The organism is Pseudidiomarina woesei, assembly GCF_001418345.1.
In the GTDB taxonomy this organism is placed as follows: domain Bacteria; phylum Pseudomonadota; class Gammaproteobacteria; order Enterobacterales; family Alteromonadaceae; genus Pseudidiomarina; species Pseudidiomarina woesei.
Window position 1 is genome coordinate 125,989 of the sequence record NZ_LIPW01000003.1, and the last position, 18,375, is coordinate 144,363.

General features: G+C 48.3%; 13 protein-coding genes. 4 read left to right on the top strand and 9 right to left on the bottom strand.

Annotation, left to right across the window (positions count from 1 at the left end; all coding sequences use genetic code 11):
* Positions 1 to 12: 12 nt before the first annotated feature.
* The 3 genes from spoT to gmk are packed head-to-tail and all read right to left on the bottom strand — an operon-like array spanning position 13 to position 3,094.
* Positions 13 to 2,127: a bifunctional GTP diphosphokinase/guanosine-3',5'-bis pyrophosphate 3'-pyrophosphohydrolase gene (gene spoT, locus ASC40_RS06390; protein WP_055438961.1), complete on the bottom strand. Its 2,115-nt coding sequence runs from the start codon at positions 2,125 to 2,127 to the stop codon at positions 13 to 15.
* Between the two features lie 5 nt (positions 2,128 to 2,132).
* Entirely contained in the window at positions 2,133 to 2,408 is a 276-nt protein-coding gene (gene rpoZ, locus ASC40_RS06395) for a DNA-directed RNA polymerase subunit omega (protein WP_055438962.1), read from the bottom strand.
* Between the two features lie 44 nt (positions 2,409 to 2,452).
* Positions 2,453 to 3,094, bottom strand: a complete 642-nt coding sequence (gmk, locus tag ASC40_RS06400; RefSeq protein WP_055438963.1) for a guanylate kinase — start codon at positions 3,092 to 3,094, stop codon at positions 2,453 to 2,455.
* Between the two features lie 127 nt (positions 3,095 to 3,221).
* Between gmk and ASC40_RS06405 the strand changes: the two genes are divergently transcribed.
* The 4 genes from ASC40_RS06405 to ASC40_RS06420 are packed head-to-tail and all read left to right on the top strand — an operon-like array spanning position 3,222 to position 7,928.
* Complete coding sequence (locus ASC40_RS06405; RefSeq protein ID WP_055438964.1) at positions 3,222 to 3,815, top strand: LemA family protein; 594 nt, start codon at positions 3,222 to 3,224, stop codon at positions 3,813 to 3,815.
* A gap of 15 nt (positions 3,816 to 3,830) precedes the next feature.
* Positions 3,831 to 5,477 (top strand): M48 family metallopeptidase, encoded by a 1,647-nt coding sequence (locus ASC40_RS06410; protein WP_055438965.1) that lies wholly within the window; start codon positions 3,831 to 3,833, stop codon positions 5,475 to 5,477.
* 9 nt (positions 5,478 to 5,486) lie between these two features.
* A complete protein-coding gene (locus tag ASC40_RS06415; protein WP_055438966.1) occupies positions 5,487 to 6,593 on the top strand; it encodes an NADH:flavin oxidoreductase in 1,107 nt (368 codons plus the stop codon).
* Positions 6,594 to 6,596: 3 nt separating this feature from the next.
* Positions 6,597 to 7,928, top strand: coding sequence for a DASH family cryptochrome (locus tag ASC40_RS06420; RefSeq protein WP_055438967.1), 1,332 nt, complete (start codon positions 6,597 to 6,599; stop codon positions 7,926 to 7,928).
* 1 nt (position 7,929) lies between these two features.
* On the opposite strand, the gene ASC40_RS06425 is transcribed toward ASC40_RS06420, so the two are convergent.
* The 6 genes from ASC40_RS06425 to ASC40_RS06450 form a co-directional block, all read right to left on the bottom strand.
* A complete protein-coding gene (locus ASC40_RS06425; protein WP_055438968.1) occupies positions 7,930 to 8,898 on the bottom strand; it encodes an alpha/beta hydrolase in 969 nt (322 codons plus the stop codon).
* Between the two features lie 110 nt (positions 8,899 to 9,008).
* Positions 9,009 to 10,289, bottom strand: a complete 1,281-nt coding sequence (locus ASC40_RS06430; RefSeq protein WP_055439135.1) for an O-acetylhomoserine aminocarboxypropyltransferase/cysteine synthase family protein — start codon at positions 10,287 to 10,289, stop codon at positions 9,009 to 9,011.
* A gap of 102 nt (positions 10,290 to 10,391) precedes the next feature.
* On the bottom strand, positions 10,392 to 11,435 hold the full coding sequence (locus ASC40_RS06435; protein ID WP_055438969.1) for a hypothetical protein: 1,044 nt from the start codon (positions 11,433 to 11,435) through the stop codon (positions 10,392 to 10,394).
* Positions 11,426 to 12,331 carry an alpha/beta fold hydrolase gene (locus ASC40_RS06440; RefSeq protein WP_169782090.1) on the bottom strand — a complete coding sequence of 302 codons (906 nt, stop codon included), beginning with the start codon at positions 12,329 to 12,331 and terminating at the stop codon, positions 11,426 to 11,428. Before ASC40_RS06440 ends, ASC40_RS06435 begins: the two co-directional genes overlap by 10 nt.
* A gap of 88 nt (positions 12,332 to 12,419) precedes the next feature.
* Positions 12,420 to 13,868 carry a GAF domain-containing protein gene (locus tag ASC40_RS06445; RefSeq protein WP_055438971.1) on the bottom strand — a complete coding sequence of 483 codons (1,449 nt, stop codon included), beginning with the start codon at positions 13,866 to 13,868 and terminating at the stop codon, positions 12,420 to 12,422.
* Positions 13,858 to 18,360: an EAL domain-containing protein gene (locus tag ASC40_RS06450; RefSeq protein ID WP_055438972.1), complete on the bottom strand. Its 4,503-nt coding sequence runs from the start codon at positions 18,358 to 18,360 to the stop codon at positions 13,858 to 13,860. The genes ASC40_RS06445 and ASC40_RS06450 overlap by 11 nt, the downstream gene beginning before the upstream one ends.
* Between the last annotated feature and the right edge of the window lie 15 nt (positions 18,361 to 18,375).

Here is an 18,375-nt window from a genome sequence, read left to right on the forward strand (position 1 = left end):
AATTCCTAAATATTACTTCCTTAGTCGCCAAACGCGTTGCACATTCGGCATTTTGCGAATGTGACGAATAACATCGGCGAGTTGTTTCCTGTCACGCACACTCAGTGCGATATCAATGTAATAAATACTGGCGTCAATCTCTTCGGTTTTCAGACCATGAATATTACACCCAGTTGAAGAAATTGAGGCCGTTAATTTCGCCAAAGCGCCTTGGTGGTTTTCAATTTCCACTCGCACTTCGGTGGTAAACTCTGCATCGGTGTTGGTTTCCCATTGCACGGGGAAATAACGACCTGGTTCGTCTTCGTAACCACGTACGTTTTTGCACTCTTTGCGGTGCACCACTAGGCCCTTACCAGGGCTAACGTGGGCAATAATGTCATCGCCAGGAATTGGCCGACAACACTTGGCAAAGCTCACCAACAAGCCTTCGGCACCTCGAATGGCTAGCGTGGTTTTCGGCGCGTTAACGGCTTGCTCATCTTTAATTTGTGCAAGCTCACCTAATAACCGTTTCGCAATAGCTACCGACATTAAGTTACCTAAGCCAATTTCTCGTAGTAACGTGGGCACGTCTTCTACTTTGACTTCTTTAAGCACGCGCTTAAAGTCGGCTGGTGGTATATCGTCGTAATTAATTGGCCCAAGTGCCGCGCGCAATAAACGCTCGCCTAAATGTTCCGCTTCGCGTGTTTCTTGGCCCTTTAAGTACTGGCGTATTTTCGCACGTGCTTTACCGGTTACCGCAAAATTCAACCAAGCAATATTGGGGCGTGAACCCGGTGCGGTTTTAATTTCAACGGTTTGCCCAGTTTCTAATGGCTTCGACAACGACGACACGCGGTGATTGACCCGCGCGCCAATACAGGTGTTACCAATGTCCGTGTGCACCGCGTAGGCAAAATCAACCGGCGTTGCGCCTTGTGGCAACTCAATAATGCGCCCTTCTGGCGTGAACACATAAATTTCTTCTGGGAACAGTTCTGACTTCACATTTTCAATGAACTCAAAGGCATTGCCGGTACTTTGTTGCAGTTCTAGTAGGCTTTGCATCCAACGGCGGGCGCGCACTTGCGCGGTGGTGCCGGAATTGTCATCGGCTTTATACAGCCAATGCGCCGCAACCCCACGGTCAGCCATTAGGTTCATTTCTTCGGTACGAATTTGCACTTCAACCGGTATACCGTGTGGGCCTTTCAGCGAGGTATGCAACGACTGATAACCGTTTGATTTCGGAATTGCAATATAGTCTTTGAAGCGGGTTTCAATTGGCTTGTACAAATTATGCAGCGCACCAAGTACCCGGTAGCAGGTGTCTAGTTCATCAACAATCACCCGAAACGCGTAAATATCCATCACCTGTTCGAAGCGCAATTCTTTGTGCTTCATTTTTTGGTAAATACTGTACAAGTGCTTTTCACGCCCAATTACTCGAGCTTTAATGCCAACTTCGTGCAAACGTTTTTCAATTTCTTGCTGCACTCGCTCAACCAACTCGCGACGGTTGCCGCGCGCCCGCTTCACCTCAGACTCGAGTAACTTCGCGCGCCATGGGTGCAAGGCATGAAAACCAAGCAGTTCCAGCTCGTTTTTAATGTCATGAATACCTAAACGGTGCGCCAAGGGTGCATAAATTTCGAGCGTCTCACGCGCAATGCGGCGTTTTTTATCGGGCCGCAAGTGACTAATGGTGCGCATGTTATGCGTGCGGTCGGCCAATTTAATCAAAATAACGCGAATATCCTGCACCATCGCCATAATCATTTTGCGATAGTTTTCAGTTTGCAGTTCTTCTTTGGAATTAAATTGCAGTTTGTCGAGTTTAGACACGCCTTCCACCAACTCGGCTACGGTCGAGCCAAATTGTTCAGCCAGATCTTCTTGGGTGTATTCGGTGTCTTCAATTACATCATGCAGCAAGGCTGCCATGATGGTTTCATGATCAAGGCGCATGTCGGCCAGCAAGCCGGCGACAGCGACAGGGTGGGTAATATAAGGTTCGCCGCTATGGCGCTTTTGATGTTTGTGGCCATCGGCGGCCAATTTGAAGGCCGCAGCAGCTCGCTCCACCTGTTCGGGTGGCAAATACTCAGCTAGCTGTTGCCGAAGGCCTTCAAACAAATACACCCGATTTACTCAAGCCCACGAATTGCGTCAACAGCCGCCATTTCTTCAGCGTCTCTTTGCGCCATTTCAGTACGCTCTTCAGCGTCAAGGCGCTTCGCATCAATGTGACCACCTTCAATTTCGCGTAAAGCGACAACGGTTGCCTTTTCATTGTTTTTCCAAGGCACCAATGAATCTTTACCTTGCGTGGCCAATTGACGAGCACGACGTGCTGCAACAAGCACTAAATCAAAACGGTTGCCGATACGATCAACAGCATCTTCTACGGTTACGCGAGCCATGTTTACTCCAACTATGTGCAAAACGGGTCAGGAATTATACGGATTTACCCGTCATTCGCCAAGAGATCTTTGATTTTTGCGGCGTGCCGCACTTGTTGTAATCCTACCTTAAGGCGCTGGGCAAACACAATATGCTCTAGTTGAGCCAAGGTTTGCTCAAATTTATCGTTCACCAGCAGGTAGTTAAACTCATGATAATGCGACATTTCGGCTTGCGCTTTAGCCATACGGCTGGCAATGACTTCTTCGCTGTCTTGGCCGCGGGCACGCAAACGTTGCTCTAAAGCCTCAAGGCTTGGCGGGACAATAAAAATTGACTGAGTTTGTGGGTTCGCTTCGCGTACTTGCCGCGCGCCTTGCCAATCAATGTCTAAAAATACGTCTATGCCCTGGGCAAGGGTTTGCTCAATGTAGACGCGTGAGGTGCCATAGTAATTACCAAACACGTGAGCCCACTCATAAAACTCATTGTTTTCAATTTTTGCTTTAAATTCAGCTTCACTTAAAAAGTGATAATGCACACCATCAATTTCACCTGGGCGCGGGGCACGGGTGGTACATGAAACCGACACTTGCATGCTGTCATTGCTATGGCGCTCAAGCAAAGCTCGGATTAAACTGGATTTACCGGCCCCACTGGGCGCGGCCAATATAAATAAATTGCCACTGGCGATTGGTGCTGTCATGAATGCTTACATTGATTGGCTTGCTAATAACGCGCAAGCATAGCATGTTGAACAACTAAATAACTAGATCGAATACGCCATACCGGCCGTCAGCACACTATAAATAGAACACACATGGAGAAACGCGATGACTACTAGCTGGATTATTATCATTGTTATTGCCGTATTGCTTGTTTACTTGATCAGTATTTACAACAAACTGGTTCGTTTACGGAATCAATTTCAGAATGCTTTTGCGCAAATTGAGGTTCAGCTAAAACGTCGCTATGACCTCATTCCCAACTTAGTAGAAACCGCTAAAGCCTACTTAAAACACGAGCGCGAAACTCTTGAGGCTGTTATTGCGGCACGTAATCAAGCTGCCGCAGCGTTACCAGCGGCCGCGCAAGACCCAACTAATGCCGGCGCCATGCAACAGCTGGGCGGCGCTGAGTCTGCTCTAGGTAGCGCGCTAGGCCGTTTAAATGTGGTTATGGAAGCCTATCCAGACTTAAAGGGTAATCAAAACATGATGCAGGTAAGCGAAGAGCTCACCAGCACCGAGAACCGCGTGGCGTTTTCACGCCAAGCCTTCAACGACGCAGTCATGACCTACAATACCTATAAGCAGTCGTTCCCACCGGTCATGTTTGCGAGCTTTTTTGGTCACAGCAAAGACGCTTCATTGCTAGAATTTGCCGACAGCGCTGAAATTCAGGCAGCTCCGAAAGTTAATTTTTAACGCAGGTTAACAACCATGGTTAACTTTTTTGAACACCAACAGCAGGCCAAGCGCAATACCGGCCTGTTGGTGGTGCTATTTAGCATTGCCTTCTTGTTAATTGTCGGGTTGGTTGGCGCCATAGCGGCTGCCGTGTTTGGCGGTATTTCGGTGAGTCAAAACGGCAGCTATGTGTTTAGCTGGCAACCTATTTTATGGGTAGCGGCTTTCGTTGGCGGCGGCATTCTCATGGCCATGTTCGTGAAATGGCTAAGCCTTAAACCAGGTGGCCATGTGGTGGCTGAAAGTTTAGGCGGCGTGCGCATTGCACCCGACTCAACTGACCCGCTTGAACGCCGCATATTAAATGTGGTGGAAGAAATGGCCATTGCCGCCAACATGCCGGTGCCCGCAGTATATTTACTACCAAACGAGGGCAATATTAATGCCTTTGCAGCCGGCTACGAAAGCAAAGACGCAGTTATTGGGCTAACGCGTGGCGCCGTGGAAACGTTTTCACGTGAGCAGCTACAAGCCGTGGTGGCCCACGAGTTCAGCCATATTCTGAATGGCGACATGCGGTTAAACATTCGTTTAATTGCGGCGCTAGCCGGCATTTTATTGATTGCGCATGTGGGCCGTATGTTCTTGCATTCAGCACGTTTTAGCAGCTCGCGCCGCAAAGGCAATGGCAACGCGCTGCCACTCGTTGGGTTGGGGCTAATTATTGTTGGCTACATAGGGGTGTTTTTCGGTAACATCATTAAAGCTGCGGTAAGCCGCCAACGCGAGTACCTTGCGGACGCCGCAGCCGTGCAATTTACGCGTAACCCCGAGGCGTTGTCTGGTGCCTTGCAGCAAATTGGCGCGCGCCAACATGGCAGCCGCGTGCAACATGCCAACGCTGACGAAACCGCCCATTTGTTTTTTGGTCAGGCGTTAAGTTCTTGGTTTACCCTATTAGCCACCCATCCACCGCTAGAAAAGCGCATTAAACGCATTCAACCGAGTTGGAATGGCCGTTATCCGCGCCCCCAACAGGCCCGCGTGCAGTCTCTGCAAGAACAACAAGCCAACCAACCGCAGCCCAATGCTTTAAGCCGTTTAGCTATGTTAGCCCTACCGGCATTACTACTTGACAGGGTACGTTCGCCGCAACAAGCACCGCAGTTTATTCGTGATCTTGTGGTGGGCCAAATGGTTGGTGAAAAACATCTCGAGTTAGCAGCATTGTCACCAGCACAGCAACTAGCGTTAGTAGAACTAGCTATTCCTGCGCTACGCGTTGCCAAAGACTCGGCTCGCTTGGCGTTACTGAATGACTTAGAACAACTAAGCCACAGCGACGACTTGTTTCATTGGTGCCTGTATCAGCTACTCGCACGCCAACTTACTGACGGTAAACGCTTTTCGGCCACCCTCGACAATGCGGAAGCCTTTGCAGTCACGGTGGTGGCTTTAAAACGTTCTGAAGCTGGCGAAAAGATTGACCTGTTGCAGTTAGAACAAGCACTGAATACCTGCAAAAAATGGGCGCCTCGTGCCAAGCAGCCTTTGATCGAAAAATGGGTTGAAACCGTAACTGAAGATAACCATATATCAGATAACGAACGTAAACTGGTTGCTACTTTATGCGCGTGCATTGAAGAGCCGCTGCCAGACGACATGCTACAAAATAGTTAAGGAGTCATTTTGTCTACTGATTTAAGCCCATTATTAAAGCCTTTTGAATGTAAGTCGCTGAAACTTCGCAACCGCGTTGTTATGGCACCCATGACCCGCAGCTTCTCGCCAGGCAACGTGCCGAACGAAGCCGTGGTAAAGTACTATCAGCGCCGTGCTGAAGGTGAAATTGGACTGATCATTACCGAAGGCGTGGAAATTAATCATGCCGGTGCGAGTGGTTTCCCGAACGTGCCGAAAATTTTTGGTGAAACGGCTATGGCTGGCTGGAAGCGTGTGGTCGACGCAGTGCATGCAGCCGGCGGGCAAATTATTCCGCAGTTGTGGCACGTGGGTGCAGTGCGCAAACCAGAAGACGAAAATGCCGCGCCAGCCTATAGCCCGTCGGGTTTATTTGCCCCAGGTAAAGCCAGCGGCGTCGCCATGACCAAAGCTGACATCGATGAAGTTATCGCCGCGTTTGCTGAGTCCGCACGCCAGTCGCAAGAAGCAGGCTTTGATGGTGTTGAAATTCACGGTGCCCATGGCTATTTAATTGATCAGTTCTTGTGGGAAGGCACCAATGTTCGTGACGACGAATACGGCGGTTCTTTAGAAAACCGTGCTCGCTTTGCTTGTGAAATTGTTCGCGCCGTGCGTGCAGCGGTTGGTGAAGACTTTGCGATTGTGTTCCGTTTTTCGCAGTGGAAGCAGCAAGCGTATGAAGCCAAATTAGCTGAGTCACCAGAACAGCTGAAACAGCTACTCGACTTATTAGTTGAAGCCGGCGTCGATATTTTCCACGCCTCAACACGCCGCTTCTGGGAGCCCGAGTTTGAAGGTTCAAGTTTGAATCTAGCAGGCTGGACACAGAAGCTAACTGGCAAGCCAGCTATTTCGGTAGGTAGTGTCGGCTTAACCGAAGACTTTATTAGCGGCACCTTTGCTTCAGACAAACCGGCTGTTGAAAAGTCTGGCATTGATGAGTTGGTACAACGCATGGCCAACAACGAGTTTGACCTTATTGCCGTGGGCCGTGCCTTGTTGCAAGACCCACAATGGCTGCAAAAAATGCGCGACGGTAACGAAGCGGATATTCAGGCGTTTAGCAAGGCATCATTAAAAGAGCTGGTATAAACCATGCATCAGCATCGGGTGGGGTTAGTTTGGTTTGAAAATGACTTGCGAATTGACGACCACCCGCTGCTGTGTCGTGCTGCAGCGCAATGCCAACAGTTAATTCTGCTGTACTGTGTAAACCCTAAGTGGTTTAAACCAAACCGCTATGGCTTGCGCAGCATGGGGCCAGCTCGGCAACAATTTCTTGAACAGAGCTTACACCAGCTAGATACGCAGCTAGCAACCTATGGCCAGCGACTTATTGTTAGTGACCAACCACCGCTTGAAACCGTCGCACGTATCATCGCGCAATATGGCATTGATGCAATTTATCGCTCTGAAAACAGTGGCTTCTACGAGCGCCAGTATTTGTCGATTGTGCGCCAGCGTTATCCGTTTTTGCACTATGCAGAAACCGAGACGCAGACGCTTTTTGATGCACAGCAGTTAACAAACGCACTTGCCCCTTTTCCCGCTAGCTTCTCAAAGTTTCGTAAATTAGCTGAGCCCATCACTATTCCTAGTTGTTGTGCGCGCCCTTCACAATTACCGCCACCGCCAAAGCAATTTCCGCCTAGCTATTGCCACTATCCTAAACCAGTTGCTGAGCCGCAACCTAGCCAATTTCATGGTGGTTGCGCGGCAGGTATCGATCATGTAAAGGGCTACTTTAATAGCACTCAAGCACAACACTACAAACAAACGCGCAACGCGTTAGACGAATTTGTACACTCAACCAAATTTTCACCTTGGTTAGCGTTAGGCTGCGTTTCGCCGCGACAAGTTATGTCGTTACTCAACCAACACGAGCAAACTTTTGGGGCGAATGACAGCACCTATTGGATTTACTTCGAACTACTCTGGCGCGAATACTTTCAGCATTATGCAAGGCATTATGATGCGCTGTTGTTCAGCGCTGAAGGCATTAATAAGCAACGCCCTCGAACGAGCTTTTATGCGGCGCGCTTTAAAAAATGGTGCCAAGGCAATACACCTTACCCTATCGTTAATGCCTGTATGAAACAGCTCAATGCAACGGGCTATATGTCGAATCGAGGTCGTCAGCTTGTTGCCAGCTGCTTTGTTCATGAACTACAACTTGATTGGCGTTACGGCGCTGCCTATTTCGAGCAACAACTCATTGATTACGACGTGGCCGCTAATTGGGGAAATTGGCAATACTTAGCCGGCGTAGGAGCCGACCCAAGGGGGCAGCGGTGGTTTGATTTAACCAAACAAACTGCCATTTATGACCCACAGCATAAGTTTATCAAAAAGTGGCAAGGCGATGTCTTCGACAATGAGTTAGATAACGTCGACATAGTTGACTGGCCGATAGATACTCAACCTTAATTTATCGGCGGCGTTGCAACCAAGGGTATAAATACTCGTGCATTTTAGGGTCCATAATCGCCATCAGAAAGTGATGACGGTCGGGAATCTCTTTCACCTCAACATAGCGTGACGCCAGTGGTTGAAAATAACTAAAGGGGGCAACGCTATCACGCTCACTGGCAAGCACTAAGGTTGGTACTTTAAGCGGCGGTAATATTTGGTGCAGATCAAGCGCTTCGGCTTCAATATCATTGTTCACCAGAGTATTGCGCGCACCCTCACGAATTGACTCTTCGGATATGATCTTAACCGCTGTTTTATTGGTCATTTTAGTCACTTCGTATACCGCGTCTTCAAATTGGCGCATGGGGGCTAACAACACCAAACCACTAATATCATTACGTTGGCGCGCAACGTGCACCGCCGCAACAGCGCCCATGGAATATCCTGTAATAAATAGTGGGTGAGGCCGCTCACGCCCTGGTAACGAGTTAATCAAGGTATCGATCATTTCAACGTCGTTGACGGCAAGCCCAGGCTGCTCATGCGATGACTCACCATGCCCTTTTAGGTCTGGAATAATCACGTGAAAGCCAATAAAACGATAGTATTCAGCCAAGAAAAACATGGTTTCTTTGTTGCCGCCATAACCATGCAGCATAATCATAGTGCCGCGACGAACTTCGGGAATCTGCTGGCGATTTAAATCAAGTGCGTACTCTTTGGTGGCGTCTTCAAAAACTGCGGTAAACTTAAAGCTCTGGTCTTGCCGCTCAGCGGTTGATGGCGCATAAATGTATTTTGTGCAACCGCCTAAATGCGGCAAGCAAAACTCACGAAATTGGCCACCAGCGTCAGTGATAATTTCTGGCATATTTGCCGGCATACCCATAGGTTCAACGCGGCTAGAAAGCTTGTGCTCTACGTATGTTGCACAACCTTGTAATAACACAGCGGCGAAAACAACCAAACCTAACTTGCGATACATCGGACAACTCCATTGCATTCATCTGACAATTGACATAGTTGCCCGATAATATCACTTCTTTACCAAACGCCAACAGTCTTTACGTTGCGTGAAGACGTTGCGCGAAAACGTTACGTTAGCGCTTGCTCAAGATCAGCCAAAATATCATCAATATGCTCAATACCTACGCACAACCGAATGGCTTCTGGCTTAACCCCAACGCTTGCTTGTTCTTCAGCACTAAGTTGGCGGTGGGTGGTAGACGCTGGGTGACACGCTAGCGACTTAGTATCACCAATATTCACCAGGCGCTTAAACAGTTGCAATTGATCATAGAATTTCACGCCAGCTTGGTAACCGCCCTTTATACCGAAGGTGATTAACGAGGCTGGTAGCCCACCGTCAATATGCTTCTGGGCAAGCGCATAATGTGGGTGATTTTCGCTGCCTGCATAATTCACCCAGTCTACTTGTGGGTGCTGCTGCAAATAGCTCACTACTTTGGCGGTATTTTCACAGTGGCGTTCAATACGTAAAGGCAATGTTTCAAGCCCCTGCAAAATCAAGAATGCATTAAAGGGCGATAACGCCGCGCCGGTATTACGCAATGCCACTGTACGCACACGGGCAATAAACGCGGCTGCTTCAAAAGCTTCGGTGTATACCACACCATGATACGCCGGCTCTGGTTGACTAAACTGCGGAAACTTATCGGCATGTTTGGTCCAATCAAATTTGCCGCTATCGACAATAATACCGCCAATAGTGGTGCCATGGCCGCCAATGTATTTCGTTAGCGAGTGCACCACAATATGAGCGCCATGCTCAAAGGGCCGGCACAATATTGGCGTTGCCACGGTATTATCAACCACCAATGGAATACCGGCTTGCTCGGCTACAGCCGCCAACCCTTTGATATCAGCAATATTACCGGCTGGATTGCCAATGGTTTCGCAATACAGCGCTTTGGTATTGGCGTCAATTAACTCGGCTAAGTCTTCAGGTTTGTCGCTTTTAGCAAAGCGCACATCAATGCCTAACGCGGGTAGTTGATGGGCAAACAACGTATAGGTGCCACCATAAATTTGTGGTGTGGTTACAATATTGTCACCGCTTTTGGCCAAGGTAATAAGCGCGTAATGAATTGCCGCCATACCCGACGCCACAGCCAAACTTGCCACGCCCCCCTCAAGCGCCGCCAAACGTTGTTCAAGCACGTCGTTTGTGGGATTCATAATGCGCGAATAAATATTCCCGGGCACCGCCAAGTCAAATAAGTCCGCGCCATGTTGGGCGTTATCAAAAGCAAAGGCGGCGGTTTGATAAATGGGAACGGCCACCGACTTGGTGGTAGGGTCAGCGTTGTAGCCATGGTGAATGGCTAATGTGGCTGGGTGCTTCGCTACTGTCATGAAAACCTCACTTGCGTCTGAGTATTTTAATTTTAGATTTAAAAACGTATAGATGTTTAGACGTCCATAATAATCAAACCAACCCATGACGCAAGTATTTTTTTACAGTTGCTTTAATAACTCCAAAATATCGCTGTGCACACCCGCTGCGGTTACCTCCGGCCCGGCACCAGGCCCCTGAATAACCAAAGGGTTAGCATTATATTGTTGGCTGCGAATAATAAAATTAGCATTGCCCGGTGGTAAGTGCGCGTAAGCTGACTGCTGATCAATAGGCTGAAGTTGCGCCTTGGCGATTATTTTCCCTTCAGCTGTTTTTTGTACCGAGCCAATGTAACAAAACTGCGTTGCGTGTGGATGTTCACGCAAACGCCATTGCTCAAATTCCGCATCAAAGACCCGCGCTTCGCGCCAAAAATGGCTGAGTGAACAGCCCCGCAAGCTAGTAGGCACTAAATTATGCAGCTGAATATCTGCTAGTTGTAACTCCCAGCCCGCATCACGCGCCAAAATAAGTAACTTTCGCGCCACATCCATGCCGCTCAAGTCAAGCCGCGGGTCGGGCTCGGTTAAGTGCTGCGCCGCAGCTTTTTGCAGCCAAATTGAGAGCTTATCACCCGGCCGATACTGCTGAAAAATCCATGACAGTGAGCCAGAAAAGTTACCTTCCATCACTTCAATAGTGTCATGGCAGTCTAGGCGCTCGCGCACCGCCTTTTGTATCGGTAACCCAGCGCCCACGGTGGTATTATAAAGCCAGTGGCGCTTATGCTCGAATAACGCACTGCGTACTTCACGGTAAAAGTCTGGGTGACTAGAACCGGCATATTTGTTCGCACTAATTATATGGGCGCCAGCAGCTATCCATTGTGGGTACGCTCGGCTAACGTCTTTTGAGGCTGTTAGGTCAAGCACAACTAGGTGGGAAAACTCACGCAAGCCCATCTTAATAGCTGCAGTAAGCGCGGCAATAACGTCTTGTTTGACTTGCTCAGCGCGCCAATTGTTAGGTAGCGGCCAGCGCCAAAATTGTTTTGAATTTGCCGCGCCATAAACCTGAACTCCCGCTGGCAAGCGCTGGGCATAGTCGCGCAACCAAGTTCCGCCAATGCTACCAAGCCCAACCACAATAATTGCTAATGACATGATTGCTCCAAAAAATGACTTAAGGTGGCGGCATAGGCTGTAGTGTTTTTAATAAAGCCGTCATGGCCATATGACGACGCAAAAATATGACAGCCTCGGCAATCGGGTAGCCCATCAGCAAACTCTTCAAGCACACTTGGTGGCACTAACTGATCACTGTCAAAACCGATGAGTAAGGTAGGCTGCTCAATGTGGTACGGCTCAATACGATAGCTATCAAGGGCGGGGCCGAACACTTCAAACAATTGCCGCGCTCGTGGCAACGAGCGCTGTACGGTGCGTAACCCGCGGCTTTCAATATAAGCAACGGCGTCATGCGGGTCGGGGTAAAATTGGTCCATACCATCGGCACTGCGGTAGCTCAACATGGCCAATGCGCGTGCCAACTGCACACCGCGTTCGGGTTGCTGCGCAGCTTCGCCTAGGCGCACAAATTCACGCTGTAATGCACGCAGCATAACCGCCTGCGCTGTCGGCCTGTGGGCCGCACCAATAATAGCCAAGCGCTCAATATTCAAGGCCTTATCTTGGGCCAGCTCTAACGCCACTAAGCCACCGTAAGAGCCGCCCACCACGGCATGAAACTCAAGCAGGCTATGTTGTTGAAGCGCATAAGAAATTAGCGCAGCTTGCTCGGCAATACTGGTTGGTAATGGGCTAACTTCAGACTCACCGGTGCCGCCAGCGTAGTCCACTTGCACTAACTGGTAGGTATCCAAATTTATTGCATCTGCAAGGCCTTGCCACCAGCCGGTGCCGTTTTCATTAATAGCATCACGATCACCAGAAATACCACCGAGTACCAATATGCGTGGCGCCGACGAGTTTAAATCACCGTCCACAACCGACAGTACTAGCTCGCCGCCAGCTACCTTGCTGCGTAATATTCGATTCATAAAAAAGCCCTCATGGCTAAACATGAGGGCTAATGTAACGAGTTTACCTGCAAATATCAATATAGACGTTTAGATGTCTATACTAATATTAAAATTCATTTAAAAGTAACCGCATTTTCATTAATTTTATGCGTGTGTTCTCGTCCCACGGCGAGCTGAACGAGTAACGTGTTTCAATCCACTTTTCAAATGACCGGCGCGGTGAAATAGGCATATCAGGATTATCAGACTCTAAAGGCTTGTCTGGGCGCCCACCCCAAGCTACTTGATATAACTCGGCGTTACGACACAAAAACAGCTGTGCATGCGGCTCTGCTTGATTACTACTGCGCAAGGCAGCAACGCCCGCTACTTGGCTCAGTTCAACTACCGGCAAATCTTCTAACAGGTTGTCTGTTATCCAAACTAAGTCGTCGCGAGTTTTCATAAATTCAACCACAGTATCAATGGCGTGGTCTTCTAATGCGGCGCCAAAACTTAATTGCTGTAACGGCGTTTTCAATACCACGCCGTCGGCATTAAATTCACTCATAAGCCAATTCGCAAGTTCTTCCCACAAATTTTCGGCATCACTTAAATTACCGAACCGCTCACTAAAATATTGAAACTGCGACTGCAAACGGTCATGCAGGTTCATACGTTGCTGAGTACGATACTCGCGTAATAAAAAGTTATAGCGCTCAACAATGTCGTTAATGTGATCAAGCACATTAAACGGCAATTGTTTGGCTTGTCGATCATGAATTGACAACAACGCGAGCAAATCATCCTTACCGGCAATAGACCAAGACACCGAAGAGCGCACGCCCATATTGTTCATATAGTGAATATGCACTGGCGACACGCTGCGCAGTACGGCATGGGTTAAGTCAGGCACACTGTTATCACGGCCTACTAACGCGACCGACTCAACTTTGGCATCAAAAATACAGCGCCATGGGTTTTTTAAATAAAGCGCACGAGCTATTTGTGGAATGTCACTCGCAGGAAATCGTAACTGCAAGTAGCTACCTAAGCTAGCTCGCGCACACGACTCGGCCAAAACTTCACCATCACCTGAGGGCAAAAAATGATAATAAATAGTACGCTCAAAACCAGTCAGTTCGGCAATATAGTCCACTAATGTTTGCCGAACTTGTTTTAGGTCGTCGTCGTTAGCTATTGTGTTGGGCAACACACTAAGCGCCGAGCGTAAATTTGGGGCTGAATAACTGGGGAGCAACTCCATGGCAACGTGATCATGCCCAACAGGATTTAACACCACATCAAGTTCTTGCTGGCCATTGGTTAGCTCACCCGCAAACCACAGAGTTTCGCCCTCAAATTGGCGAAATAAATTCCACAGCACATCGGGCAACCCTTGCCCTACACTTGCCGTGCTTAATTCAGGATAGAAATCATTTACCTGCTGCGACACATGGGTAATTTGACCCAGTTTATTGGCAACAATCATGGCGCCGTATGCCTGAATGGCTCCACTTAAATGCAACTGTTCACGTTCACACGCAGCAATGAAACCTCGTTGTTCAGCATTCATGTTGACTTCCTTGTTGTAGGCGTTTAACAAAGTTTTCTGTGCTTAATGGCCGCGCTAAGTAATAGCCCTGCGCGTAGTCGCAGCCCTCTTGTTGCAACCATTTAAGTTGCTGTTTGGTTTCCACACCTTCAGCTACGGTGCGTATATCAAGCGCTCTGGCCATAGCTAAAATGGCGCGCGAAATGGCTTCATCGTTGTTCTCAAGACCAAGGCCGTCAACAAACGACTTATCAATTTTCAATTCCGCTAACGGCAAGCGCTTCAAATAGCTCATGGACGAATAACCCGTACCAAAGTCATCAATACTTAATTGAATACCCGCGTTGCGCAGCCGTTCGATATTGCCAAGTTCAGAGTTTCGCTGTGACACTAAAGTACGTTCTGTTAATTCTAGCTGAATCATTAACGACTTCACCTGATATTGGTCTAGCAAGCGCAAAATTAAGTCCACATAACTTTCGTGCTGAAAGCTTTTCGGCGACACATTAAGTGCCATAACAGGGTAATCAATACCGTCTTTTTGCCAACGTGCTAGCTGCCGTATCAGTGCAGTTGCCACGTAAAAATCCACATCAACAATTAAATTACTTTGCTCGGCAACTGCAATAAAGTCAGCCGGACTTACTTGCCCTAACTTCGGATCTTTCCAGCGCAATAATGCCTCTGCGCCAATAATTTGGTTAGGGTTCTGCACTGAAAACTTCGGCTGGTATTCCAGGTATAACTGTTCTTTTTGTAGTGCTTCGCGCAATGCGTTTTCCATGCTGGCGTGGCGCATTAGCTGCGACTGCAACTCTTCTTTGTACACTTCGTAACGATTGCGGCCGTTTTCTTTAGCACGATACATTGCTGTATCTGCAGCCTTAACTAAAGTTGTCGTATCAAGACCATCGGTTGGGAAAAACGCAATACCAATACTGGCGCTCATAAAATGCTTACGCCGGCTCACCACAAAAGGCTGGCTCATCACATCAAGAGTTTGTCGTGCAATACGTTCTGCAGCAGCCATGGTGCAGTCGGCAATAACCACGGTAAACTCATCGCCACCAAGGCGCGCAACGGTGTCGGTTTCGCGCGCAACCGTTTTTAATCGCTCGGCTGCTTGAATCAACAAATCATCACCAGCGTCATGCCCTAACGTGTCGTTCAAGTTTTTAAAGTTATCCAAATCGATAAACAATAAGCCGACTTCGGTGTGATGCCGTTTGCCTAGCTCAATAGCGTGTTCAAGGCGGTCATGAAACAGCGTGCGATTTGGTAGCCCTGTCAAACTATCATGGGTGGCCAAATACTCGGCTTTACGTTGCGACTCTTTTAAGTTGGAAATATCAGCAAACACCGCAACAAACGCCAACTGTTCAGAGTCGCCAGCTTGAATGCGATTCACCGTAAGCCATACCGCTAAAGAGTCGGTTTCACTGCGGCCAATCGCCACTTCACCCTGCCAAAACCCTTCGGTTTCAAGCTGACTACGCAAATTATCGGGGCCATCATGTTCACGCCCAAGCCGCAACAAATTCCAAAAACAGGTGTCTTTTGCTTGTTCTTCGCTACGGCCAGTTAGTTTTTCAAACGCACTATTTACCGTTTGAATCAGTGCGTTTTCATCCATAACCACAATGGCCTCACCGGCTTGCTCGTAAACGCGCGCAGCAATTTGCAGCTGCTGCTCTGCTTTTTTGCGCAGAGTAATATCTTCAGCCTCGTTAATAAGTGCATAAGCTTTGCCTTTGTCATTGGTTAACGCTTGATGCACCATGCGATAAATCCGCGTATTGCCCTCACTATCAGTGTAGCTGTGCTCACATATTTGCGGTTTGCGCGTTCGTACCGCACGCAAATCGTGCTCCCATACCGAGCTGGCAAAATCATGGGCAAACACATCAAAATCGGTTTGTTCCAAAACTCTGTCTTCACCGCACTGAAAGGCCTCAACGAAGCGTGGATTCACATAAGAGTACTTACCCGATAAATCTTTCATGGCCAAAATAATGGTGGTGTTGGCCATAATCTGACTAAGTTGCTGTTGCGACTCTCGCAACTGTTGTTGTGCGTGAGTAATGTCAGTAACGTCCACTAACGTCACCAGCACCGCATACACCTCCCCCGCATTGTTTAGTCCCGGCGTTACCGTTACCTGCACAACGGTGTCGCCGTCACGCACGACGGTGCTTTGGGTGTCGGACTCAGTAAAGGCTTTTTCGAACAATGTGTTGGTGTCGTGACTCAAATAGCTCGGCAGTTTTAGTTTAGCAAAATCACGACCAATCGAATGACCACGCAAATTCAGTAGCCGCTGCGCTTGTGCGTTAAAACGTAGCAATTTGCCTTGCGCATCAAGCACTAGTAACGGAAATTCTAAAGCGTCGTAAACATGCTCATATTCATCGTTGAGCGCCACTAACTCGGCGGTTTTAACATTCAGCTCTTGGTTTAAACTTATGAGTTCTTCGTTGGTGGCTTGCAGCTCTTCGTTGGCCGCCTCAAGTTCTTCATTGGTCGCTTGCAACTCTTCGTTTGACGCTTGGGTTTCTTCATTTAAAGACTGCATCTCTTCATTCGAAGTCGCCATTTCTTCCAGCATGGTTTGCAGCTGCTCTCGGGTGGCATTGAGTTCATCACGTAGCACGCTGTCTTTTACTTCGTCGCCACTTAATAAAACTTCAGCTTGCGTTTTCGCCGAAGGTAAAAATGCCGGTAAAACAACGACGGCTAAATGCAATTGACTTTCTTCATAAACTGGAATTAGCAAAAACTGCCAATATTCGCCTTTAATGGCTTGCACAGAGCCAAACACGCCGCTCCCGTCCCAGTCCAGTTCGTTCATGAGTGAAACGAGCTCGTCTTTAAATGGCTTAATCACTGCGCCAGCAATGCCTGCATTGGCATTGTTCAGTTTCTTTTCATTAAAAAAGCGGCCAACATCGCCTAGGCTACGAATCACTGTGCCGTCACGGCGGCAAATAACCATGGCAGAACGCATTTGCAATAACAGCTGTTGCAGCAACGCAAAATTATTCTTGGTTGGACTATTCTCAACCGTTTGATCGGGTAATTGACGGCTCGTTTTGGTGTTTATAACTGAGGCAGTCGTCTGCTCAGACTTCCCGTACAACCGGTCACGACGGTTCACCACATGAAACAACTCTTCAGCTTGGGCAATACTTTCCGAACGCCCAAGAAACAGCATGCCATGAGACGCCAAAGCAAAATGGAACCGCTGTAATACTTTACGTTGTAGCTTTGGCTCGAAATAAATAAGTACATTGCGGCAAGTCACAAAATCAACGCGCATAAACGGCGGGTCGGTGACCAAATTATGCCGTGCAAATACCACCATATCGCGAATTTTTTTGGTTATCTCAAGGTGCTGGCTGGTTTGCTTAAAATATTTCTCAATCATGCGGCTTGGCACTTCGGCCAGCGCACCAATAGAATAAACACCTCGACGCGCTACGTGCAGCGCTTCTTCATCTAAATCGGTGGCGAATACTTGTACCTGCAAAGGCCTGTTATGTTTAGCCGTAGCTTCAGCAATCAGCATCGCCACCGAGTACGCTTCTTCACCAGTGGCACAGCCTGCCACCCAAACCCGCAAGTCATTTTTTTCAGGGTTCTCTTCTAGGTGTTGCAATAGTGATTGGTTGAAACTTTCAAAAGCTTCTTTGTCACGAAAGAACGCGGTTACTGATATCAGAATTTCACTGGCTAACGCTGATAATTCATCGGGCTGTTCGCTTATCAGTTTTATATAGTCACTGACACGCCCTGCACAACTAGCCACAACCCGGCGCCGAATGCGTCGCTGCATTGTGCCCGACTTGTAACCGCTAAAGTCCATATTCATGGCTTCACTAAGCATGGCAACAATTTGCCGCATTTGGTTTTCCGCAATGGTTTCGCTGGTGTCGGTATGTATAGTGACAATGTTAGGCATTTGCTTAGCTATGTCTTTGGGGCTCAACACCATATTTGCACAGCCCGCATCAATAGCTGATTGCGGCATGCCTGGGTACTTCGCTGTTTCTGGCTTTTGTGCAATAGTAACACCGCCTTCAGCCTGAATAGCGCGCAATCCAGCGGTGCCATCGCTACCAGTGCCAGAAAGCACTACACCAATGGCTAGGTCATGCATTTCTTTGGCTAGCGTGGTAAAAAATTGATTAATAGAGGGCTTCGGCGACACCTCTGGAGTGACTGGCGTAAGCTCTATACGGCCATCTCTAAAAATGGCATTGCTGTTGGCAGGAACCACATAAATAGTTCCTTCGCGTGGTTTCGTTGCACGTTGTAAGCCAATCACGGGCAAGTCAGTTTCACGCGATAATATTTCAGGCATCATGCTTTTATGGCTCGGCGACAAATGTTGCAGCACCACAAAGCAAGCTGGAATACGCGCATCCAAATGACGAATTAGTTCACTGACAGCTTCTAGCCCACCGGCTGATGCACCAATACCCACCACTAAGGTATGATTTGCTCGCGCACTCATGCGTTGTCCTTATTG